Origin of the sequence: Desulfosporosinus acididurans (assembly GCF_001029285.1) — a bacterium.
Taxonomy (GTDB): Bacteria; Bacillota; Desulfitobacteriia; order Desulfitobacteriales; family Desulfitobacteriaceae; genus Desulfosporosinus; species Desulfosporosinus acididurans.
Genome location: NZ_LDZY01000019.1, coordinates 1 through 21,821, shown reverse-complemented (window position 1 = coordinate 21,821; position 21,821 = coordinate 1). Strand labels below are relative to the sequence as shown.

17 protein-coding genes, 2 pseudogenes and 1 riboswitch are annotated in these 21,821 nt (G+C 39.1%); of the genes and pseudogenes, 8 read left to right on the top strand and 11 right to left on the bottom strand.

Going from position 1 to position 21,821, the window contains the following annotated elements; all coding sequences use genetic code 11:
- Positions 1-41: 41 nt before the first annotated feature.
- Positions 42-200, top strand: a riboswitch (M-box (ykoK) riboswitch).
- A gap of 252 nt (positions 201-452) precedes the next feature.
- The 4 genes from DEAC_RS20035 to DEAC_RS20020 all read left to right on the top strand — a co-directional run bounded on the left by DEAC_RS20035 (position 453) and on the right by DEAC_RS20020 (position 4,732).
- Positions 453-1,694, top strand: coding sequence for a magnesium transporter (locus DEAC_RS20035; protein WP_345788186.1), 1,242 nt, complete (start codon positions 453-455; stop codon positions 1,692-1,694).
- A gap of 15 nt (positions 1,695-1,709) precedes the next feature.
- Complete coding sequence (locus DEAC_RS20030) at positions 1,710-2,954, top strand: Nramp family divalent metal transporter (RefSeq protein WP_047811869.1); 1,245 nt, start codon at positions 1,710-1,712, stop codon at positions 2,952-2,954.
- 349 nt (positions 2,955-3,303) lie between these two features.
- Entirely contained in the window at positions 3,304-3,513 is a 210-nt protein-coding gene (locus DEAC_RS20025; RefSeq protein WP_047811868.1) for a hypothetical protein, read from the top strand.
- A 157-nt stretch (positions 3,514-3,670) separates the two neighbouring features.
- A complete protein-coding gene (locus tag DEAC_RS20020; protein WP_047811867.1) occupies positions 3,671-4,732 on the top strand; it encodes a DUF3231 family protein in 1,062 nt (353 codons plus the stop codon).
- 86 nt (positions 4,733-4,818) lie between these two features.
- Here the strand turns inward: DEAC_RS20020 and DEAC_RS20015 are convergent, their stop codons facing one another.
- The 5 genes from DEAC_RS20015 to DEAC_RS19995 form a co-directional block, all read right to left on the bottom strand.
- The gene (locus DEAC_RS20015; RefSeq protein WP_047811866.1) at positions 4,819-6,318 is read right to left on the bottom strand and encodes an Lsa family ABC-F type ribosomal protection protein; all 1,500 of its coding nucleotides are present in this window, start codon (positions 6,316-6,318) and stop codon (positions 4,819-4,821) included.
- Positions 6,319-7,372: 1,054 nt separating this feature from the next.
- Positions 7,373-8,914 carry a citrate lyase subunit alpha gene (gene citF, locus DEAC_RS20010; RefSeq protein ID WP_047811865.1) on the bottom strand — a complete coding sequence of 514 codons (1,542 nt, stop codon included), beginning with the start codon at positions 8,912-8,914 and terminating at the stop codon, positions 7,373-7,375.
- A 31-nt stretch (positions 8,915-8,945) separates the two neighbouring features.
- A complete protein-coding gene (locus DEAC_RS20005) occupies positions 8,946-9,650 on the bottom strand; it encodes an HpcH/HpaI aldolase/citrate lyase family protein (protein ID WP_053006541.1) in 705 nt (234 codons plus the stop codon).
- A gap of 43 nt (positions 9,651-9,693) precedes the next feature.
- Positions 9,694-9,966 (bottom strand): citrate lyase acyl carrier protein, encoded by a 273-nt coding sequence (gene citD, locus DEAC_RS20000; protein WP_047811863.1) that lies wholly within the window; start codon positions 9,964-9,966, stop codon positions 9,694-9,696.
- Between the two features lie 256 nt (positions 9,967-10,222).
- Positions 10,223-10,606: a hypothetical protein gene (locus DEAC_RS19995; RefSeq protein WP_047811862.1), complete on the bottom strand. Its 384-nt coding sequence runs from the start codon at positions 10,604-10,606 to the stop codon at positions 10,223-10,225.
- Positions 10,607-10,849: 243 nt separating this feature from the next.
- Between DEAC_RS19995 and DEAC_RS19990 the strand changes: the two genes are divergently transcribed.
- The gene (locus DEAC_RS19990) at positions 10,850-11,173 is read left to right on the top strand and encodes a response regulator (protein WP_047811861.1); all 324 of its coding nucleotides are present in this window, start codon (positions 10,850-10,852) and stop codon (positions 11,171-11,173) included.
- Positions 11,174-11,317: 144 nt separating this feature from the next.
- Here DEAC_RS19990 and DEAC_RS19985 read toward each other — a convergent pair whose 3' ends face one another.
- The gene (locus tag DEAC_RS19985) at positions 11,318-13,174 is read right to left on the bottom strand and encodes an ABC transporter ATP-binding protein (protein ID WP_083996360.1); all 1,857 of its coding nucleotides are present in this window, start codon (positions 13,172-13,174) and stop codon (positions 11,318-11,320) included.
- 266 nt (positions 13,175-13,440) lie between these two features.
- Between DEAC_RS19985 and DEAC_RS19980 the strand changes: the two genes are divergently transcribed.
- On the top strand, positions 13,441-14,061 hold the full coding sequence (locus DEAC_RS19980; protein ID WP_047811895.1) for a GNAT family N-acetyltransferase: 621 nt from the start codon (positions 13,441-13,443) through the stop codon (positions 14,059-14,061).
- Positions 14,062-14,404: 343 nt separating this feature from the next.
- Positions 14,405-16,459, top strand: a complete 2,055-nt coding sequence (locus DEAC_RS19975) for an LTA synthase family protein (RefSeq protein ID WP_083996357.1) — start codon at positions 14,405-14,407, stop codon at positions 16,457-16,459.
- A 92-nt stretch (positions 16,460-16,551) separates the two neighbouring features.
- Here DEAC_RS19975 and DEAC_RS22435 read toward each other — a convergent pair whose 3' ends face one another.
- The 5 genes and pseudogenes from DEAC_RS22435 to DEAC_RS19950 form a co-directional block, all read right to left on the bottom strand.
- A complete protein-coding gene (locus tag DEAC_RS22435) occupies positions 16,552-17,157 on the bottom strand; it encodes a methyltransferase family protein (RefSeq protein WP_053006540.1) in 606 nt (201 codons plus the stop codon).
- Between the two features lie 150 nt (positions 17,158-17,307).
- Positions 17,308-17,940: a sporulation membrane protein YtaF gene (gene ytaF / locus DEAC_RS19965; RefSeq protein WP_047811860.1), complete on the bottom strand. Its 633-nt coding sequence runs from the start codon at positions 17,938-17,940 to the stop codon at positions 17,308-17,310.
- 190 nt (positions 17,941-18,130) lie between these two features.
- Positions 18,131-19,030, bottom strand: coding sequence for a formate/nitrite transporter family protein (locus DEAC_RS19960; protein WP_047811859.1), 900 nt, complete (start codon positions 19,028-19,030; stop codon positions 18,131-18,133).
- Between the two features lie 207 nt (positions 19,031-19,237).
- Positions 19,238-20,407: a cache domain-containing protein gene (locus DEAC_RS19955; protein WP_047811858.1), complete on the bottom strand. Its 1,170-nt coding sequence runs from the start codon at positions 20,405-20,407 to the stop codon at positions 19,238-19,240.
- Between the two features lie 176 nt (positions 20,408-20,583).
- Positions 20,584-21,237, bottom strand: a pseudogene (locus DEAC_RS19950) (substrate-binding domain-containing protein); the annotation flags it as partial.
- A 131-nt stretch (positions 21,238-21,368) separates the two neighbouring features.
- Here DEAC_RS19950 and DEAC_RS23005 point away from each other — a divergent pair.
- Positions 21,369-21,821: pseudogene (locus DEAC_RS23005) on the top strand (transposase); the annotation flags it as partial.

The following is a 21,821-nucleotide window of genomic DNA, read 5'->3' as shown; positions in this document are numbered from 1 at the left end:
TGTAATTAGGCGACTAAAGTATTATAATAAACGCGAAGTCAATAATTACTCGGTAGGTGAGGCTACCGCAAGGATATGGATTGCTGCCGCGGAGAGTTGGAGACAACTCGAGAAGGTCAACAGGATATGTCGAAAAACAAGGCATAACCTAATGTAATTTCACTGCCTTGCAGAGCTAAAACTTGAACGGGATTTAACAAGGGATTATTATGCCTTCGCCATGTTGTTCAAGTTCTGGCGAAGGTTTTATTATTTTTCGCAAGTTGTAACAGTTGCATTGCAACTTTATAGTCTGAAACATGGAGGTTGTTCATGATGGACACAGACCCTGATGGTAGATGCTTTTATTTGAATATAGCGTGGGGGGAATTTTGACTTTGATTTATTTATATATCTAAGTCTAATATATTATTGTCAAAAATCCCTCCATATAAGAAATGGAGGGATTTATTGTGTCAGTATCAACGTTTTATCTTAGCCGGGTATTAGGTAATAAAGTTATTTCGAGTAATCATAAAACAATAGGCAAACTATTAGATTTAATTGTTGATGTAAACGAGATTAGTCCAAAAGTGATTGCGGCTAAAGTTAAGCTTGAGAGAGAAATTAGAGTTATTGACTTTTCAGGGATATCAATTTTTAAAGATAAGGGTCAGTACATTATTCGGTGTGATCAGTTACAAGAAATGACAGTTGCCAAAGAGAATACCATGTTCCTGAAAAAGCATGTTTTAGACAAGCAAATCGTCGATATGGATGGTCGGAAAGTTGTAAGGGTGAATGATTTAAGGTTAGCAATTCTTAAAAGCGGTATATTTACGATTGCGGTTGATGTAGGTTTCGATGGCCTTTTGAGACGTATTGGAATTGCTAAACCGATAAAGAAGATTTTGAAGCCTTTTGGGATTCGCGTACCAAGTAAAATGATTTTATGGGATGATGTGGCTTCTGTAGATTATATCCATGTAGGACTAACGCTTTCCAAAGAACATGATAAACTTTTAACCCTTCATCCCTCTGATCTAGCAGATATTATTGAAGATTATGACAGGCATACTCAGGTTGCCATTTTTAACTCTCTCGACGAAGAGAAAGCTGCCGATGTACTGGAAGAACTTGAAACTGATGCGCAATTACACGTCTTGGCAAACCTTTCGGTAGAAAAGGCAGCCGACGTTCTTGAGAAAATGCCGGCAGATGAAGTCGCAGATATTCTTGATGAGATGGAAGAGGAAGATGCCGAGAAACTGTTAAATGAGATGGAACAAGAAGTATCTCTTGAAGTTCGGGAATTGATGGAATACCCGGATGACACGGTAGGAAGTTTAATGACTACAGATTATATTTCTCTTAATCAGAGCATGACAGTCAACGAAACGTTAAGGGAGTTAAGACACTTAAAACCTGAACCAGATACGGTTTATTATCTGTATATTGTTGATGATCATGAAAAACTTATCGCGATAGTCTCGTTAAGGGATATTGTTATTTCTGAACTTGATGTAAAACTTAAGGAGATCATGCATACAGATGTTATCTATGTATACGATTATGAAAAGATTGAAAAACTGAATGAAATAATAACGAAATATAATTTGCTTTCAGTTCCAGTTGTTGACAAAAAAATGAAGATGCTTGGTATGGTCATTATTAATGATGTCATGGATTTGGTCGTAAGAAAAAGAAGAAATTAGATGGAGGTGATTACCATGATGACGCAAGCTAAGAAATCATCCTTATTAAGAAATCTGGTTTTATTTTTGGCAGTATTAGGTCCGGGTATTATCACGGGGAGTGTTGATAACGATGCCGGCGGGATTACAACGTATTCGGTGGCCGGAGCGCACTACGGATATAGTCTTTTATGGACATTGATTCCTGCCTTCGTTGCCCTTGTCGTTGTACAGGAAATGAACGCTAGAATGGGTATGGTCACAGGAAAAGGACTAGCTGATTTAATTAGGGAAAACGCCGGGGTGAAAATTACATTTTTTATCTTTATTGGTCTGCTCATTGCCGACATCGGAAATACAACGACGGAGTTCGCCGGTGTAGCGGGTAGTATGCAGGTTTTCGATGTCAGCAAATATATAGCGGTACCACTTGTGGCTATTGCTGTATGGTTTCTGGTTGTCAAAGGCACTTATCGTATGGCTGAAAAGATATTTTTAATCTTCAGTGTGTTCCTTCTTTCTTACATCATATCGGCTATTATGGGAAAACCGAACTGGGGAGAAATTGGCAGCTCAATTATTCACCCGGATATAGAATATAATTTCGATTATGTTACGATGGTTATCGGCTTAATCGGGACAACGATAGCTCCATGGATGCAATTCTACATGCAGTCGGCCGTAATAGAAAAAGGATTGGAAATTAAAGATTATAAATTTACCATGTGGGACGTAATTATTGGCAGTATTGCCACAGTAGTTGTTGCCTTCTTTATAGTGGTTGCCTGTGCATCAACTCTCCATGTGAATGGTGTTAAAATAGAAGAGGCAAAAGATGCAGCATTGGCCTTGGAACCCTTTGCCGGGACGTTTGCGTCTCAAATATTCGCTTTCGGTCTATTTATAGCTTCGGTCTTTTCGGCTACGATACTTCCGATTGCCACAGCATTTTATGTATGTGAAGCATTTGGCTTTGAAGCAGGTATTGATAAAAAACTAAATGAAGCTCCTCAATTTTATACATTATTTACGGCGATCTTGATCATTGCTGTGGGGATTATTCTTATACCGAATGCGCCGCTTATATTGATAAGTTTATGGTCGCAGGTTCTAAACGGAGTATTGCTGCCTGTCGTACTAATTTGTATGATGCTTTTAATCAATAACAAGGAGATCATGGGAGAGCATACGAACAAGTTATTTCATAATATAGTTGGATGGACTACTACGATAATTTTAATCGGTTTAACGCTTGCCCTTTTGATTGGTCCCTTTATTTAAAAGTGTTATATACGTTAGAAAAAAGAAAACTTAAATCTTTGCAAGATAAAGAAATCAATTAAATTATTAAAGAGTGATTGAAAGAGTTATCAATCACTCTTTAATAATTTATAGCTTCAATTTGAGTTTTGTTTTTGATGATGCTCAATGAGCCATGACTAAAGTCATATAAATATTTGATTTAGATCACAGATTAAAATTGAGAATTTAGATAAAATTAAGACACCTAAAAGAAAATTGCTAAGTTCCCGGCCATTGTTAAGCAATAAAAGGGTGTGGTAAAAAATGCAGCTAACTAAAGAGCTGAAGGTAGAACACAACGATGTATTTATTACGGGGGGGCCTAAAGATGTCAAAAAGTATATTTGAATTGGAAACAAATCCTCTTTTAATGCAAGATAAGAAGTTTCAAGTAGGTAACCGTGTTAAAACAAATAATGATCACAAGGGTACCATTGTTCGTGTTGATCGTGATGAAATGGGAGTCTTCCTTGTTGTCCAATTAGATTTTTCAACTCATGAATTTGCATATGATCAGAACGAACTTGAGCTGCTTTGACTAGTAGAAAAGGAGAGTGTCATGCTCTCCTTTTTCCCTAAAAATTTAACTTATTAGAAAAGTTAGATGTTTATTGCTCTGGGTGGAAACCATAAAAAAGCCTCTTGAAGGATAAGCTAGTAAAAGAGCTACTACATTCAACAGGGGGTAAAAAATAATGACCATACAGGAATTCAATCAGGCATCAACCCAACAAGAACAAGTTTCTTTTGGAGCCTTTCAACATAACGTGTCTAATATTCTGCCAACTTCACCAGAAATCGGTTATCTTTGGTCTGGATATTTGGCAGAATGTATGTCTGTTTGCTTTTTGAAAGATTATGTTTCGAAAGCTAAAGATCCTGATATTCGAATGGTTTTACAGCAAGCTCTTGATGTCTCAACGCAACGGGTGACATCTATGGAGGGTTTGTTGAATTCAATTAATTGCCCGATTCCTGATGCCTTTGGCGAGAAGGATGTTGATGTCAATGCCAAAGAGCTTTTCTCCGAATCATTTACACTCCAGTACACTAGATTGATGCAAAAATTTGTTTTGTATTACTATTGCAATGCTATGGCAGCGTCAACTCGTTCGGATTTTCGTAAGTTTTTTGTAGAATGCATTAATACGTCTACAAAGGTTCATCAAAAATCTACTGATGTACTGTTAGCAAAAGGAATTATTGATAAACCCCCGATTATCCAGGTTCCTTCCAGAGTAGACTATGTTCATGACAAGGATTACTTTGGAAGTCTTATTGGAAAGAAGAGACCTCTCAATGCCCTGGAAATAAGCCATCTTTATGCCTTAGTGGAAACTAAAGAATTAATTGAGACGTTACATGTTGGGTATAGTCAGGTCGTTAAGTCAGAGAAAATAAAGAAATATCTTCTTAAAGCAATTGGAACGGCTAGAGATCATTTAAAAATCCTTAGTGCTTTTTTGTCGGAGGAGAGCCTTCCTACGCCGAAAATGACAAAAATTCTTATATCTGACACAAAAGAGTCTTCAGTAAGTGATAGATTAATTCTAACCCATTCGACTTCTGTTATAGGCTATATTTTAACGGAATATGGAATTGCAGACACGAATAGTGCTCGGTCTGATTTAGTATCAACGTTTCGAGGTTTAGTTACTGATGTTCTTTTCTTGGCCAAGAATGGAGCAGAATTAATGGTGGAATATGGTTGGTTGGAAAAGGTTCCTGATGCGACAGACCGCGATAGTTTGCATTAGTAAATTTGCCTATCCTTTTCTACATACCAACGAATACGCTTTTGGGATAAGATTATTGAAACTGCAGTTGAGTTGTTCAGAGGATTTTAGAGGGATCTACAGGTATCCAAACATTTTACAAACTTTGTCGCAAGGTTCTCGCTGAATGACCTATCATGCTCAACAAACAAAATAGTTGGCTGGTATTCAAGCAATAACTCTTCGATTTGTATACGAGAAATTACATCAATAAAGTTAAGTGGTTCATCCCAAATATAGAGATGAGCTTTTTCGCATAAACTTTTGGCAATCAGTACCTTTTTCTTCTGGCCGCCGCTGAATGTTTCGATATTCTTTTCAAATTGAACCCTGGCGAAACCAAGCTTTCTCAAAATTGTTTTAAAAAGGCTTTCGTCAATTCCGTTGTCTTGAGCATAGTCCTTTAAATTACCTTGAAGATGTGAGGTGTCCTGCGAAACATAGGATATTACAAGTTGGCTTCCTTTGCGGATATTACCCGTATAGTTTATAGGCTCGCCACAAATTAGTTTTAGAAGACTTGATTTTCCTGAGCCGTTTTTACCAATAAGGGCAATCCGGTCCCCTTGCTCAATTGTGAAGCTTATTGCTTCGCAAACCGCCTTTTCATCGTAATATATGGAAACATTTTCGAGTTCAGCGAACCGTTCATTATGATAAGCCAGGGGTGAAATCTTCAGGCTGTCGGAGTCTTCAAGATTTTTGAGAAGCATGGATTTTTCATCAATAGCCGCTTGTTGTCTCTTTTCCATTGACTTAGAGCGTTTCATCATTTTGGCTGCCTTGTGACCAATGTACCCTTTATCGGGCTTGCTTCCAGAATTCCTGGTTCCTTTTTTAGTCTTTTCCACTTCCTCAGACCAGTTGTTCGTTCGCTTAGCAGAATCGTTCAAACGATCAATGTCTTTTTTCAGCTTCTCATTTTCGGCAAGCTCAAAGCTATCTTGCTTTTGTTTATTTTTCCACCAAGAGGAAAAATTACCTTTTTGGATTTCTAAGTTAGTCTTATTAATCGAAAGAATATGGTCGATGCAGTTATCTAGAAAAGCTCTGTCATGTGAGACGAGAATAAATCCCCGTTTGGTCTTGAGATAGTCGCTAACCAGTTTTCTGGCTGTCAGATCAAGATGATTAGTGGGCTCATCAATTAAGAGAAAACTATTTTCCTTAAGAAACAACGTTGCAAGCAGCACTTTCGTTTGTTCTCCGTTTGATAATGTCTCGAAAGGGCGATACAAAACTTCCTCAGAAACGTCGAGCTGCGAGAGTTCACGTATTAATTCCCAGTGAACATAATCTGGAAAAAGGTCGTTAATAACATCGAGGGTTTTATTTTCCTTAGCATCTACATTGAACGGAAAATATTCAAAGTTGACATTGGCAGAAATATGACCGCTGTTTTTATAGTTGCCGAGCAATAAATGGAGAAATGTTGTTTTCCCTCTGCCGTTTCTGCCCGTAAAGCCCAGTTTCCAATCTGTGTCAATCTGAAAGCTGACATTCTCAAAGACATTATCATAACTGCCATCATAGGCAAAGGTTAAATTTGTAACATTGATTAGCGACATAGTTTTATCCTCCTGTGAAAAATTAAGAGCTGCAAGAAAGTTAATTCTTGCAGCTCGCAAATACACAACAAAACCAAACCTACATAGGTGTGGCAGGGAGGTATTATTTGAGTGAAAAGAGATAGTAACTTTCTTGCATATGCACAACAAAACAAGCGGTTTTAGGTAACCATACTTATTTCATCATGCCCGATTGTTTAGCAAGAAAAATTACGCATCTTTTCAACTCCAATCTTCTGTTATTTCTTTAATACTACTACGTATCTTTTATAAAAGCAAGGAGCCTTTCGAATTGTGTTTGCTTAACGATAAATAACTGATTGCAAAAGTAGCTGGATAGACAAATAACGACAATGGGAAATTGCGTTAATCCTTTTCTCAGTATGGCATGTGCGAGACATTAGATTTGCTATTGATAATTCTAATCAGTAAAATAGTAATTGCCTATAGACATATAAGCTTGAGAATGTTATTATTAGCACAAGTAAAAGAAATGAGAAGGAAGTGAACCATAAAGCTTAAGGTAGAGAAAAATATGACATGAGATTAGTCTAACGATTTGTGATTGTAAACACTATCTCAAAGACATTCTAATAGATAAACTAATCAAACAGCGTATGGTTATCATTCTGTGAGCAAGTTTTAAGATTAAACAAAAAAAGTTTAAAGGGGGCGTTACTATGTTAGCATGGATTTCAATGATTATGCTGTGTATATTTCTCGGCTCATGTGCGGTTGTAACCGTTACTTCGTGTTATCAGATTTTCAAACTGGTGCGAAGATTACCGGGAAAAAGAGATTATGTAATTAAACCACAACATTTAAAAACTAGTCATGGATGACTTCTACAGAATCAAAACATGCGTCTAATCAGGCTGTCACTTTAAGAAGGTGATGGCCGTTTTGTTTTTAATAAGATATTTATCCGAAGTTAAGAACCCCGTGTCGTTAAAACACGGGGTTCCTTAGCAAATCGGGTATATTCATATAAAACTGCATCGATTTTGAGATGTTTGAAATAAACGTTTATCTAAGGTAAATCTGGTTTTACAATTTAGAGTGGTTTTCGAACGACATCAATGACCGTTCCATCCCGATATTGAACAACAGCCACGACTTGATCGGAAAATTCAATGGGTTCTGGCTTGCCGGTTAAACGTTCAGCAATATTTTTTAATTCTTCAATCGGGACGATTGGCAGGTCAGTATCTTTAAGTTTGTCAATAAGATCTTGCCGTGCAGGGTTAACTGCTATCCCTCGTTCTGTCACAAGAACATCAATTGTCTCTCCAGGAGTTGTGACCGTTGTAACCTGATCTTTAACAACCGGAAGACGGCCTTTGGTTAAGTTTGTGACGACGATGGCAAGTTTTGAGCCTGCGGCAGTATCATTATGTCCGCCGGAAGCCCCAATAATAATCCCGTCAGAACCGGTAACGACATTAACATTAAAGTCGGTATCAATCTCGGTGGCACCCAAAATCATGACATCAAGATTATTTACGACGGCACCTCTATTATGGGGATTCCCGTAAAGTGAACCGCTCATTTTTTGGTGTTTGGGATTGTCACGCATGGAAGCAATAGCTTTTAAGTCAAAACATTGTACATCAAAAAGGGAGCGGAATAACCCATCGTTAAGCATATCAACCATATAACCGGTGATACCTCCGGCAGCAAAGCTCCCAACGACATTCTTTTCCTTCATAAACCTGCGAACTTCAGCCGCAACAGCTAAGGAAGTTCCGCCTGCTCCCGTTTGAAAAGACATTCCTTCTTTAATATAACCTGTTGCTTCAATAACTTGGGCTGCAAGTTTAGCTATACGCAAACCTACGGGATCTTTGGTTACAGTCAGAGTTCCGGAAACAATTCCGTTTGGATCGCCGATTGATTCAACCTTAACAACATAATCAACGTAATCCTGGCTGATTTCAATAGGGCAAGCTGGATAAGGGACAAGATTATCTGTAACGGCAACGACGTGATCAGCATATTGGGCATCCGAAACGGCATAAGCCAATGTTCCGCAAGCCGCTTTCCCCTGAACTCCGTTCATGTTGCCATAAGAGTCTGCTGTTGGCGCAGCGATAAAAGCAACGTCAATATGCAAGTCGCCGCTCTCAATAGCCCGGGGACGGCCGCCATGACTCATGAGAACTGCTGGTTTTTTTAATAATCCTTTAGAAATAGCGGTCGCAACAGGACCTGGTGCGATATAGTTTACCGAAATTCCGGTGACAATTCCGCTCTTGATATAATCAACAAGTGGTTCGTGGATCTTGAAAATACCGGTTGCGGCAACGGTAATATCTTTAACCCCGCGCTTGGCGATAGCTTCCATAACCAGATTAAGGACAAAGTCTCCGTTGCGGAGATGATGATGGAAGGATACTGTCATACCATCACGAATACCGACTTTATCGAGTACTTCATCAATAGTTTCTACGAGTTTGTTATCACCAGGTTTAACAGAACGCAGTTTTACTGATGTTTTAGTGCGTTCGCCGTAATTGGCCAGAGCTCCGTCAAAGGGTTTCACTTGGCCATAGCTCTCAATATATTCTGGGATTTCACGTCCTACACTATTTTTCATGCGATACTACACCTCGTTTCCATTTGATTCACTAAACAAAGATTTTATGAATTGTATCAATTTGCCGGCCATCAATGGCAGCTTTACCAGTGAAACCGAGATTACGGGCTTTAAGACAATCTTTCTCTAAACCCTCATAATCGTTGCTGTCAGTAAAGGCAGTATCAAAACTATTCATGCCTGCGGCACGGCAAGTCATGGCAAACTTACTCCGGGCATAGAGGATCTCGTCACCCTCCTTACTGCGAACGATTCCAAGCTCTTGAGCAAGACCTTCGGCATTGAAAAAGGCACTTTTGATGCGGGGTGATACGTTGAGAAGTGAAGACATTTGTTCTAAGGTCTTAACGGTTTCAACTACTGGGATCAAGCCAATACTTCCTTCTTTGAGTCCTGCCTTCTTTTCGGATTCTGCTAAAAGGATTTCAATCTCTTGAAGCTGTTCTGCGTTTCCTTGTGGAATAACAAAGGCAATAGGCTGAACTGGGGTAATGATCTCAATGTCTTTGGCTCCGAAACCCGATTGGAGGGAATTAATTCTTACGACAACCTGGGTATTTTCATAATCCATAAAACCAATGGCTTCTTTAACGAGTAAGCGGGCGCTGTCCTTATCTTCAAGCGGCACACCATCAGCCAGATCAAGGACAAGTAAATCCGGGTTAAATACCGGAGCGTTTTGAAGCCCCTTGGGGCTATTTCCTGGAATAATAAGCATACTCCTGTTTTGACTCATCTTGATACTCCTTTTCATATTATCTTAGTCATCTATAAAAGGCTTAAATAGAAGCCCGTTGAAGCGCTGCTTGAACCCTGGCCCTAAAGGTATAATCTAATGCGCCTTTGTCTTGTGCTTTAATAAGTACATCTTCGACGCCGCTTTGTTCTGCAGTCTCAAGGATCACTTTTTCGATTTGCTTGCTAAATTGTTTCTGAATAACACGTTTTGTTTCGAGTTCAATTTTAATCCCGCCTTCAGGATTGGGTTCAACGGTAACAAGTACATCGCTGGATTCTAAAGCTCCAGCCTGCGCGGCTTTATTAATTTTCATCGTTTACTCCTCCTCGTACATCATTTTGAGCAATTTAGTCATGTCCAAATACTTCTAATTTAACAAAAACCATCAACTCCTAACATACCCAAATGCAATAACATTATCAAGCGGAAAGAAGAGTTTTTCATTGCAGCTATTAAGAAAAATAGGTCATCTAATGTTATAAGTTTTATTATATGAAACCGAGTTTCATATAATAAAGACAACATTGTCATAGATTAGAAAAAATCCTTAATTATATGATAACTACATTCTAGCAAGATTCCTTCTGTAATTCGTTGAGGCGTTGATTAAAATATGCTTTGATTTGTCCAACATATTCAGGTTTTAAAGCGAATTTGCTAAAGTAACAAGTAAAATCCCTATCTAAACCGTATGTTCCAGACTCAGACCATTCAGCCTCAAGGGTACAGGTTGATTTAATCTGATCGTATAAATAAGAAGAATTGGAAAATTTCTCAAACAACTTTTGTAACTCCCCATCAATTTGCGGGTGAGGGAAAAACAAATTAAAAGGCTTTTTAAAGTTACCATATTTATAAGAATCTTCTTCTTCCCAAACAAAGGGCTTATCACAAGAGTCTAAGATGGCTTGGCAAGTTTCGATCATCTTGTTTTTGTCGTCATTAAAAGACATATTACGAACACCTCTAAAACTATCTTATTGAATATTATACAACGAGATAATATAAAAATGAACTTTACGATTTATTGCGAAAATTTAAAATAATCTTGAGTGCTAATAGCACTATTAGGATAAGGGAAGTGCTTTTGGCATTAAAATCAATGACCTTGTGTACTATCGACCAGTTGATAAATTGTTACAATAAAATATATGAAATAAATGTTGTTCACAAGAAGAACATGAGGTGTAAAGTAATTGAAGAGAGCATTAATTGTTGACGACTCGGCATTAAAGAGACGTTCTATTAAAAACCTCTTAGAAACTAGTGGCTTTGAAGTTGTAGGTGAAGCCGATAATGGGTTGTCTGCTGTACAGCTTTATAATGAGCTTAAGCCTGATATGGTAACTATGGATATTACAGTGCCCAAATTAGATGGAATTAAGGTTATTAAAATGATTAAAGAAATTGATAACAGCGCCAGAATTATCATTATTACTTCTCTGGGGCATGAACACCAGGTTAAAGATGCCATTTCACTGGGTGCGGTTGGGTTTATCATGGAAAACTTTCCAGAATAATAGAGATAGGAGAAAAACGTGTTCTGCAGATGAGTTATTAACCCATTAGTCAAGAACTTGATGTGGAAATTGTAAAGTATATGAGACGACAGTTGAATTCTCGAAAGGGATTGGACGTTATCAAGTAGCCAAGAATGGGGGGATTTAGGGAAGGGAAAATTGAGTTTCATAAAGCCTTTTGTACAAAGGGTTTTTCTCTACAAGTTCCTGATGGGTACCAGAAGCGATTATCTCACCTTTATCTAAAACAATTATTTTGTCAGCCGCCAGTATCGTCGATAGACGGTGGGCAATGACGATTGCGGTTCTTCCTTTTAATAAAAATGCCAATGCATCCTGTATTTTTCGTTCAACAACCGTGTCTAAAGCGCTCGTTGCTTCATCTAAAAGAACGATACGGGGGCTTTGAAGCAGTACTCTCGCAATAGCTAAACGCTGTCGTTCTCCCCCGGAGAGACGATATCCTCGTTCCCCGACGACAGTATGATAACCTTGAGGTAAATTGGCAATGGTGTCATGAATTTGGGCTGCTTGGCAAGCCGTTTCCATATCCTCTTGACTAGCGTTTTCGTTGGCGAGAAGAAGGTTATGGTAGACCGTATCATGGAAAAAGAAAGGGTCTTGGGGTACTAAGCCCATTTGTGCTCTTAAAGATTCTAAGGATAGACTATGACATTCTATACCATCTAAAAAGAGACAGCCTGATACTGGATCGCTGAACCGAGGTATCAAATTTAAGAGTGTAGTTTTTCCAGCTCCGCTTGGGCCAACAAGGGCAACGGTTTGTCCGGGCTCTACCGTTAAGTTAATGTTGCAGAGAGCCAGCCTTGTTTCCCCATCTTTAGGTTCGTGCTGATAAGAGAAGGAAACATCTTTTAGTTCAAGATGTCCCTTAACACTGTTAGGCGGAATAGTTCTTGGGCCGTCTTGAACTTCTGGTTCAATATCCAAAATTGAATAAATTCTTCGGAATAAAGCAATCGATGAGAGAACATTAACGTGGATTTGGGCTAACTGACTTAACGGTCCATACAATTTAGATAATAACGTTGTGAAAGCGACAATGACACCAAGATTCATTTCCTGGTGTATTACTAACCAGCCCCCATAACCCCACAACAAGGCAGGACCTATTGAAGAAAACATACCTAACCACATGAACAGCCAGCGGCCAATTAGTCCCTGGCGTATTTGCAAATCTCGTAATTTTTCATTGGCGAGACGAAATTTCGTTTCTTCTCTTGGTTCACGGTTAAATATTCTAATCAGAAGCGCTCCGCTTACTCCGAGGGCTTCACTGAGTTGAACTGTCAGCGCGGATAGCCACTGCTGAATTTCCGCTTGAATTTTCTGCCTTATTCTGCCAACCTTTTGCGTTGGAATAACAAAGCCAGGTACAACAATAACAGCCAATACAGACATCCGCCAATTCATTTTAAACATCAACAACAAGGTTACTGTGATGGTAAGAAGATTGCTGATAAATCCTACTAAGGTTGAAGTAATGACATTTTGAATTGCTGTAACATCATTGATGATCCGAGACACAAGATCTCCGGACTGACGGGATGCAAAGAAATTTACTGTTTGTCGCTGAAGGTTGCGAAATAAAGCCAATCGATAATCTGCCATAACGTTTTGAGCAATTTGATTGCTAAGCCAGTTTTGCCAAACTCCAAGTAATCCTGTGATAACTGCTGCCGCGATAAGTTCCATAGTTAAATAAATAACGGTAGGGAGTTGCCCTTTCTGGATACCATCATCTATGATCTTTTGGGTTAACCAAGCAGGCAGAACACCACCTATAGCGGTAATAAAAATGATGATTGTCACGAGGATGGCTTTAGGCCAATAAGGGATAAATGCTTTAACAACTCGTTTGATGATAGACCAGTCGAGATGTTCGTTTTTCGCCAGTTCTCTTAACTGCCAGCGCTTTCCTCCTGAACCCGTGTTCCCTGAACCGGCGCCAAACCCCAGACCACGAAAATCCATACTCATAGGAAACAACACCTCTCTTGCATTAAGCAATTTTTGATATAAAAATTAAGGCAATAATGGAGAATGACTCTGGAATCTTAAAGGGATCTCCATAGAAATCCCATAGTGACTTGACAATATCTTAAAACTTATAAATTATCCTAAAAGCATATCCTTTTATTTTTCCAGTGAATAAAGAATCAGCGGAAATTTTCAAAAGAGAGGTATATGCTTACGTGCCAAATAATAGCCTTAATTACCATAATTGTAAATGTAATATAGACGTTATGCATCTGCAAAGTCAGGATATACCTTTAGTCGCTCGATTATATAAACGCTCCTTTCAAAATCACTTTCTAGGGCATATGGGATATAAATTTTTAGAGCTTTTTATTTCAGAATTCGTTAAGTCCGACGCGAATTTTGGCTATGCAGCAAAGTATAAGAATGAGGTAATCGGCTTCATTTTAGCTACGACTTCCGATAACCCTTTTCGGGAATTTTATCGAGACAACTTTATGATGCTAGTTTACCTTACTATTTCCAGATTCCTTAAGGACTCTTTTATTCGGAGGCATATAACAAAGAGACTTGGACACGTACATGTGGCGCTGAAGGCGCTGTTTTCCTTTTCTGTGAAGGATAATAATTCTGGAGAAAAACGGGAAGTTTGCTTATCCCAACAACCAAGGCTATTGGCTCTGGCAGTTGATAGAAGCTATCGGGGATTAGGCATAGCCAATGAATTAACAGCTGAGTTTTGTAAAGAGATGAAAGAACTAGGCTTTAAAAAAGTTGGATTATCGGCCTTGCCTTGGAATCAAAGAGCTATAAGTTTTTACATCAAAGATGGGTGGAAAAAGGAAGGAGCCTCTGAGGCGTCAATTTCCTTTTCTCGCTTGCTTTAGATAAATTAAGACACGAAAATTGGCTATTATGTATGAAACTCATGAGATTTGAACGTTATACATAGCTTGCTTAACAGGTTTGTTTGTTTAATACTTAGATAGTGAACTGGATAAAATGTTAACATACTCCTTTAAATACAAAGGCACACTAAGAAGTGAGCCTTTGAGGCTTTTTAAGGCTTTTTGATAAATTTAATAAATTGGCATATTGTTTTCCCTTTTGGCAGATAATTAATACTGGCAGCGTATATTTCACAAATTCTACAAATATTTGTCACTTATTTTTGAACTATATTTGTTATAATGTTTGGTGTTTACTTTTATTAATGGAGGAACGATTTTTGTGTTTAGCCGGGGTTTGAAGATTATAACTAAAAACAAGATCTTATTTATTCTTACTGTTCCTTTAATTGTCTTGCTGGCCTTGGAAAGTTTTTCTAATGGAAGCATTATGAAGGCCATAACTTGGATTAAGAGTTATCCTTCCGAATTTTTCTTAAGCTATTTGCTGATGTTTGGCATTATCAATATATTTTATATTTTACCCAAACGAGCATATTTAGTAACGGCAACAATTTTTTTGGCTTTATTTTCAGCCTTGGGATTTATCAGCCAACAAAAATTAAAACTCAAAGGGGACCCTCTGCTTCCCTCAGATTTTCTTTTGGCTAAAGAAGCGATGGGCATTTCTGATCATTTTCGTAATGTTTTTGTTGTCCTTGGAATCTTACTTATTGTTACCGTTGCTTTGATTCGTTTCATACTTAAACATATTGCTAAAGAAAGAAAACAACGCTATCGGTCTATCGTATTTCTTTGTTCTTTCTTTGTCGTATTTATTTTTTATTCTTTCTTTAACTCCATTCAGAATGTCTTTGCTTTACAACTGATTACGTATAGTCAGTCTCTGAATTATGAACAAAACGGAACTATGCTTGGTTTTCTTATGGATACGGAATATTTAAAGGTCACTAAACCAGAAAACTATCAAGAGAATGCAATTAATACTATTATCCAAAATAATACGTCCTCTTATCCCGTGAATGCTGATTTTAAGCCTAATATTATTTTTGTTATGAGCGAAGCTTTTTGGGATCCGACTCTGATGAAAAATGTTTCTTTTAACCAGGACCCTATACCCTTCTTCCACTCACTGCAAAAATCCCAAACAAGCGGGACGATGGTTTCGCCTGTTTACGGCGGTGGCACGGCTAATACCGAGTTTGAAGCCATGACGGGTTTTTCGACGCAGTTTTTGCCTAATGGTTCTATCGCCTATGATCAATATGTTAATCGGCCTATTGAGGCTTTGCCTACAATTCTCAATCGGCAGGGTTACGCTACCTCCGCCATCCATACTTATGATGATTGGTTCTATAGCAGGGATAAAGTTTATCAACTTGAGGGCTTTAATAAATTTATCACGAAGGAATTTTTAAACAATCCCGAATACAAAGGTCCCTACATTCGCGATACGGTACTTACGCAACAAATTCTGAACGAGGTAAAAGAAACAGATAAACCTGATTTTATCTATGCGGTTTCCATGGAAGACCACGGCCCTTATGATTCTACGGAGGATCCCGGAAATACCATAAAAGCCAGCGGTGCTAATCTAGGTCCTCAGTCTCAAGCGATTCTGGATAACTATGCCAATAGAATTTCTGATGTTGACCAGTCCCTGAAGCAGCTTATTGATGGCTTAAAACAAATAAATCAACCGACAATGGTCATATTTTATGGTGACCATCTGCCAATGCTTGGTGACAATTATAGTGTATACAAAGAGGCTGGTTTTATCAAAGACGGCAATTCTTATCAAGATTATTTAAACCTTCACAGCGTTCCCTTTGTAACTTGGAATAACTTTTCGACAACCGTAAATCACAACCTTAAATTGTCATCAAATTTCATGGGAACCTTTGCTCTTCAGCTTGCTCAAAAGTCGGGCAGCCCTATGACAGATCTGCTCGCGAATTTGATGCAAAAAGGTAATGATGTGATTATTAATAAGGATTATTGGAATGCAGCTAATATATCCGAAGATACCTTTAAGGATTATGAATTGCTGCAATATGATTTATTATTTGGCAAAGAGTATGGTTATGACCTTAAACCAGACCATAAGCCGCCGTCGAACACTAGTTATATCCAAGGTGATGCTTTGCCGGTAATTACGAATGTTACGCCGTCTGAAAGCTCTTTGATGATTGAAGGAAATAACTTTGTGGAAAATGATCAAGTATATTTAAACGGTAAAGCTGTCAAAACTACCTATTGCGCCCCTAATTCCTTAACGATTGATCTGCCTCAAAGCATGGCAAAGGCAACTTTCCAGGTTAAACTGTCTGATAGCAGAAACAAGGTTATCTCTAAATCTAATGTTTATAAAAATTGACTAAGTAAGTCTGCCGCTTCACTGCTTACTCAAATGAAAGCGGCAGAGAAAGAAGATGTTAAATTAAGCTTGCATATCCTAAGGATGCAAGCTTAATTTAATTTTGGCAGAAGGCGTCCCGTTTTTAACATATACTCCCGATAGTCTTCACCAAATTTTTCAATGAGCATAGCTTCTTCTTTGCCTAAGCGTAATAGGAGCAGGATAATGGCTGCCAGATGAGGCACGAGGATTAAAGTACTTGCTGAGAAGAGTGAAATGCTGATCATAAAGACGATGAGAATCGTATACATAGGATGCCTTATTACGCTATAGGGACCTTTCGTAATAAGCTTGTGATCCTGTTTTAGATCAAGATCCGGCGAATATTGGCGGCCTAAAGCAAGATGCGACCAATAAAGCCAAGGCAGTGTGGTGAAGGATAAGGCTAACCCTGTAAGCCGTAACCAAAGGGGAAGGGACAAGCTAAAAACTTGCAGCCAGGAGGGGCTAAGGACATAAATTACGATACTCAGCAGCATGACTAAAGAAAGGATTGAACGCAGGGTCATGCTTACTTTTCCCTCACGTTGGGCGGCAAGATCCAGGTCCTTCAATTGATCGTTTGCTTCTTCAGCATTTTGGAACTTGATTCCAGAACGTGAGCGGACAAGAAAAAAGGCTAAATAGATAATCAAGAAAACGAATCTCCAGAACATATTTGGCAAGAGACCTCCTTTGATTGGTAAATATAAGTGGGGGGGGTCCTGATGTTCAGCTATAGCTGAACCAGTTCGCTGATAAAGGTAAGGAGTACTCTTACATATATTATGAAATCAGACATCGTTGAGTGATTTGCGTGTTACGTGCTAATTTAATAATTCATAGAGCCCGATAAGTATCAGCATTGCTCCGGAAAGGAATTGGGAGTAACCTTCGAGACGGTCTGAGGCCGTTTTCCATCCAGCCCAATAGCCTGAACTAATTGTCAGCAGACTGAACAGGCAGACTGAAATTGCTAACGGCAAAGGAGCAAGCCCGGTTAAGCCGGCCCCAATTCCGGTAGCTATACAATTAAAGGACAGGGTTAATCCAAGGGCTATGGCTTCTCTGGCCGAGATAAACCCATTAGCATCAATGTCTGCCATGGAAGGATTTTTTGTGATTTTGACAATGGTACTGAGTGGTTTAATAGAAATAGAATAGGTCTTCATGACGGGCACAGCAGCCGGTAAGGCCTGTTCTACAGCCGGCTTATGTACTGTAACCCAAATTCCGATAAGGATGATTAAGACAGCACCCAGCATATTTGCGACGGCAATAAAGTGACTCAAGAAGTGGCCGGTAAAGACGGCAATAAATGTTATGGCTCCTGATAATAAGGCAATAAAAAAGTTGGAGAGAAATGGAATTCGGATTTTTTGAACTCCGTAGCTTATACCTACTCCAAAATTATCAAGGTTTGCCGCGAGACCTACTAATAAGGCAGATACTATGTGCATCGGACTTTCCCCCTTCTCCTGAATCCATGGATAGAATATTCAAGGGGAAAAGCTGTGGTGCCAGATAGCTATTGAACCCAAAATTAATAAGCCGAGATTTCTTATTGAGGGAAATCTCGGCTTATTCGTAACAGATTAATTTCGTTTTTTCTAATATCCTATTATGGAAATTATGATAGGTTGCTAATTACTATTTCCCGGGGTTCATTTCTAACTCATGACTTGTTAAGGACGATAGGGAAGCCTTTTCGGCCGCCGATTTTCTGTAGATAAACCAGTAAATCCCTGCTACAAATACGCACCCTCCGACAATGTTGCCGAGAGTCACCGGAACTAAGTTATTAATAACGAAGGTCTCCCAGTTTAATCCTGCGAGGGCCTGTGGGTTGAGGTGAGAGGCTGCTGCCCAGCTGGGGTTTGACTTTGCTAAGATTCCGGCAGGAATATAGTACATATTGGCTACACTATGTTCAAAGCCGGAAGTTACAAACAGCCATATTGGAAAGAAGATAGCAAACATTTTTCCCAGCATATCTTTGGCCCCATAGGCCATCCAGACTGCTAAACAAACCAGCCAGTTGCACATTAGTCCCAGATAAAAGGCTGAGGTAAAAGAGAGTCCAACTTTATAGGAGGCGATTTTAATCGTAATTCCTCCCAGGAGACCGGCACTGCTGCTAAATAATCCGGATTGAACCATAAGGTAAGCAATAAATACGGAACCAATGAAATTGCCGATATAGACGAAAAACCAGTTTTTAAGCATTTCCATAATTTTGATTTTACCATCAAAAACACCAGCCGAGATTAGGGTATTACCGGTGAATAGTTCTCCTCCGGCTAGGATAACGAGCATAAGTCCAGTTCCGAAGATAGCGCCGGCTAAAGTTTTACCGAGCCCATAGGTCTCTGGTTTGGCAAATAGATTAAAAGCTGCCATGTTTGAGCCTTCTGCAGCAAAAGCTATAAATACTCCTGCTAAAATGCCTAAGAGGATCTGTTTCGGTATAGGCAGTGCAACTTTTTTCATACCTGTCTGGATTGTGGATTCGGTGATTTCCGCCGGTGTTAAAAATCCCTTTGTCTCCATAATTAGCCACTCCTTTACTTAATCTCCAATAAACTTTCTCAGCACTCAGGGGGAGAGTAGAGAGCTGATTAAGATATTTTTAGTTTAGAGCTAATTATCAGAATTGTCTTGTTTGTGAAAATTTAAAAAGTGTTTTTATGAATATTGTAAGTAAGGAAAATATTCTAATTTAATTATGTAAATAAAGAAAAAAAGCCCAATCGGGCTTTATAGCGAGATAAATAGTTTAACTGGGCGGCCGACTCGGCCATATTTCTGTTCAGACTTTACTACACCTTGTTGTTCAAGATATTCAAGATAACGACGGACGGTAACTCTTGTCAACTTAACCTTTTCGGCCACTTCTTCGGCAGAAAGAGGCCGGTGAGTAGTTTGAATGAACTGTACGATATGTTCAAGGGTCGCCTGATTTAATCCTTTGGGTAACTCCTCTTCACAAAGAGAATCAGACGTCGGCGGGGAGTTTGCCATTGAGGTCGGATTAGAGACGTCAGTAAAGCCAGTAGGGGGGGCATAGAATTCATCGTCTGCTTCCAAGTCAATTTCGGGGGGATTACTCTTAGACCCAAAATTATTTTCGAAGGTATCTGATGTCCGATTCAATTCATCCGTTAATGATTGGATTTTCTCAACCATTTGATTAAATGCGTCTTCTAATTCTTCGATTTCCTTTGCTCCGGAGACTTTAATTTTTTCGGTTAAGTGTCCCGTTGCCACATCTCTGGTTCCCAGTGTAATATCGTGCAAGGGATTGATAACAAATTTTTGCAGGAAGAACCAGGCTATAAGGGATACCAAGAATGTTAAAGCCAATCCTAAGACTGCGAGAGTCAGCAGCGATCCGGTAATGGTTTTTTGATCGTAGGCGTGGGAAATTCCAACATAAAACATTCCTATAATAATACCGTTTTCGGCTCGCAGGGGCATGTATCCGGTTTCATACCACTGCCCAAGGACGTTAGCCTTGCCGATAAATGTTTGGCCATCCTGCAAGACGGTTTGGGCCACGCTGGCCGAGACTTTGGTCCCGATGGCTCGCTCGTCGTTCGAACCACGAACTGTCGTAGCTACTCTCGTGTTACCCAAGAAAATAGTAACAGTATCTCCGGTAAGGGATGATAAATGATCAACTAATTGATTATTTAGGTTAATTTTTACAGACCCTTTGTAAAGCTCTCCATTTTGGACAGCCCAAGTACCGGGGTAGGTTTTATCAATTATTTCTTCACAAGTTGCTAAATCTGTTTGGGCCTTTATAAAAGCAGCTGCTTCAGCTTTATCTTTCATATACCAGCCGAGGACAACGATAAAGCATGCTGCTAATAAAACGAGGGAACCCAGCAGCAAGATAAGAATTTGTTGTTTTAGTGAACGCAAATAATCACCTCTTCGCTGATAACTAATAATTAAGAATAAATTCGCGATTAATATGGAAATACCTTTCAACCGGATCAAGAATACGCAGTGTTTCGGCGAAAAAGAGTGACTAAAAAATTGAACCATCGTGATTCCACGATAGTTCTTCTAAAGGGTATTATAAGTACAGGGTATGTTTAAACTTCAGCAATAATTTGTCCCATGAGAGACAAATCATATCCTCCAATCCCCGAAACTTCGTTTTGAAAGGCCGGTGACTTTAGGATGCTCATTAAGGCCTGAAAATGTGGACGTTCCAAATCTTCTTGGCGGATTACAAGATCATAGCGCTCTTTCTGTAAGGGGATAAAATCGAGACCATTAACTTGCATGGCAACTTTCTCGATCCCTAAACCAACATCTGCTTCTGATCGGGCGACTTTACTGGCAATGGCCAGGTGAGTCATTTCCTCATCTCCATACCCACAAATATCCTGACGGCGAATTTTTAGAAGTCTTAACTGCTCATCTAATAATACCCTTGCCCCTGATCCTACTTCCCGATTAACAAAACGAACTCCGGGTTTCGTTAAGTCAGTCCAGGTTAAGATATTTTTAGGATTTCCTTTAACAACATAAAAGCCTTCAACCCGATAAAGTAAGTTAATGATGTAAGTCGGTTGACCTGGCAGAATCCTGCGCACATAAGGAAGATTATAATCATTGCTGTCGCTGTCCCATAAATGGACTGCGACAGCATTGGCTAACCCGCGGTAAAGGGACATTAAACCGTCAATACTTCCCACATAACGGCGTAAGAAGCGCACGTGGGGAAATTGTTTTTCTAAATGAATTAGTTTCATAACTTGAACCCATTGATATTACTAATCTTTTTAAGGACAAAAAGAGGAGTACCTCCCCAAAACCTCGAAAAAGTGTAAGCGACCAAACCAACACCGAGAGGTAGATAGGAGTACTCCCAATGTTTAGTATTCGCCAAGAAAGGCTATTTTCCTTGGAGGAAATTTTAGAAATGTCTCCCAAAAAATCATATCCCCTCATTTTCGATACACTTGACATCACCTCGTTGTTGAGAGTTGTTTCCAAAAGAGCAATACTCGGAGCTCCAACAAGACTTAACTATTCTGCCATGATCTACTCCTTATTCATTCGAGTCATCGAACGAATTCCTACGATTAAAGACTTACGAAAACGATTAAAAAATTAGCTTGGAATTCCGTTTCAACTGCGGTTTTACGATGGCAGATTCAGTCCCTAGTGAGTCCTCTTATACTCGGATGATTCAAAAAATCCATGTCTCTTCTGCTTTAGGAAACATTCAAAATGAACTAGTCTCTCAGGCGTTTCAAGAAGGCTTCATCGATGGGGATGTTATCGCCATCGATGCTACTCATATTGAAGCGAGAGATCGTAA

Excerpts from the sequence above, each read along its gene's own strand:
- DEAC_RS20015 (WP_047811866.1), bottom strand. The coding sequence starts at position 6,318 with ATGTCGCTAATCAATGTTACAAATTTAACCTTTGCCTATGATGGCAGT.
- citF (WP_047811865.1), bottom strand. The coding sequence starts at position 8,914 with ATGAAAAATAGTGTAGGACGTGAAATCCCAGAATATATTGAGAGCTAT.
- DEAC_RS20005 (WP_053006541.1), bottom strand. The coding sequence starts at position 9,650 with ATGAGTCAAAACAGGAGTATGCTTATTATTCCAGGAAATAGCCCCAAG.
- DEAC_RS19980 (WP_047811895.1), top strand. The coding sequence starts at position 13,441 with ATGCATCTGCAAAGTCAGGATATACCTTTAGTCGCTCGATTATATAAA.
- DEAC_RS20020 (WP_047811867.1), top strand. The coding sequence starts at position 3,671 with ATGACCATACAGGAATTCAATCAGGCATCAACCCAACAAGAACAAGTT.
- DEAC_RS20030 (WP_047811869.1), top strand. The coding sequence starts at position 1,710 with ATGATGACGCAAGCTAAGAAATCATCCTTATTAAGAAATCTGGTTTTA.
- DEAC_RS19985 (WP_083996360.1), bottom strand. The coding sequence starts at position 13,174 with ATGAGTATGGATTTTCGTGGTCTGGGGTTTGGCGCCGGTTCAGGGAAC.
- DEAC_RS20025 (WP_047811868.1), top strand. The coding sequence starts at position 3,304 with ATGTCAAAAAGTATATTTGAATTGGAAACAAATCCTCTTTTAATGCAA.
- citD (WP_047811863.1), bottom strand. The coding sequence starts at position 9,966 with ATGAAAATTAATAAAGCCGCGCAGGCTGGAGCTTTAGAATCCAGCGAT.
- ytaF (WP_047811860.1), bottom strand. The coding sequence starts at position 17,940 with ATGCACATAGTATCTGCCTTATTAGTAGGTCTCGCGGCAAACCTTGAT.
- DEAC_RS19995 (WP_047811862.1), bottom strand. The coding sequence starts at position 10,606 with ATGTCTTTTAATGACGACAAAAACAAGATGATCGAAACTTGCCAAGCC.
- DEAC_RS19960 (WP_047811859.1), bottom strand. The coding sequence starts at position 19,030 with ATGGAGACAAAGGGATTTTTAACACCGGCGGAAATCACCGAATCCACA.
- DEAC_RS22435 (WP_053006540.1), bottom strand. The coding sequence starts at position 17,157 with ATGTTCTGGAGATTCGTTTTCTTGATTATCTATTTAGCCTTTTTTCTT.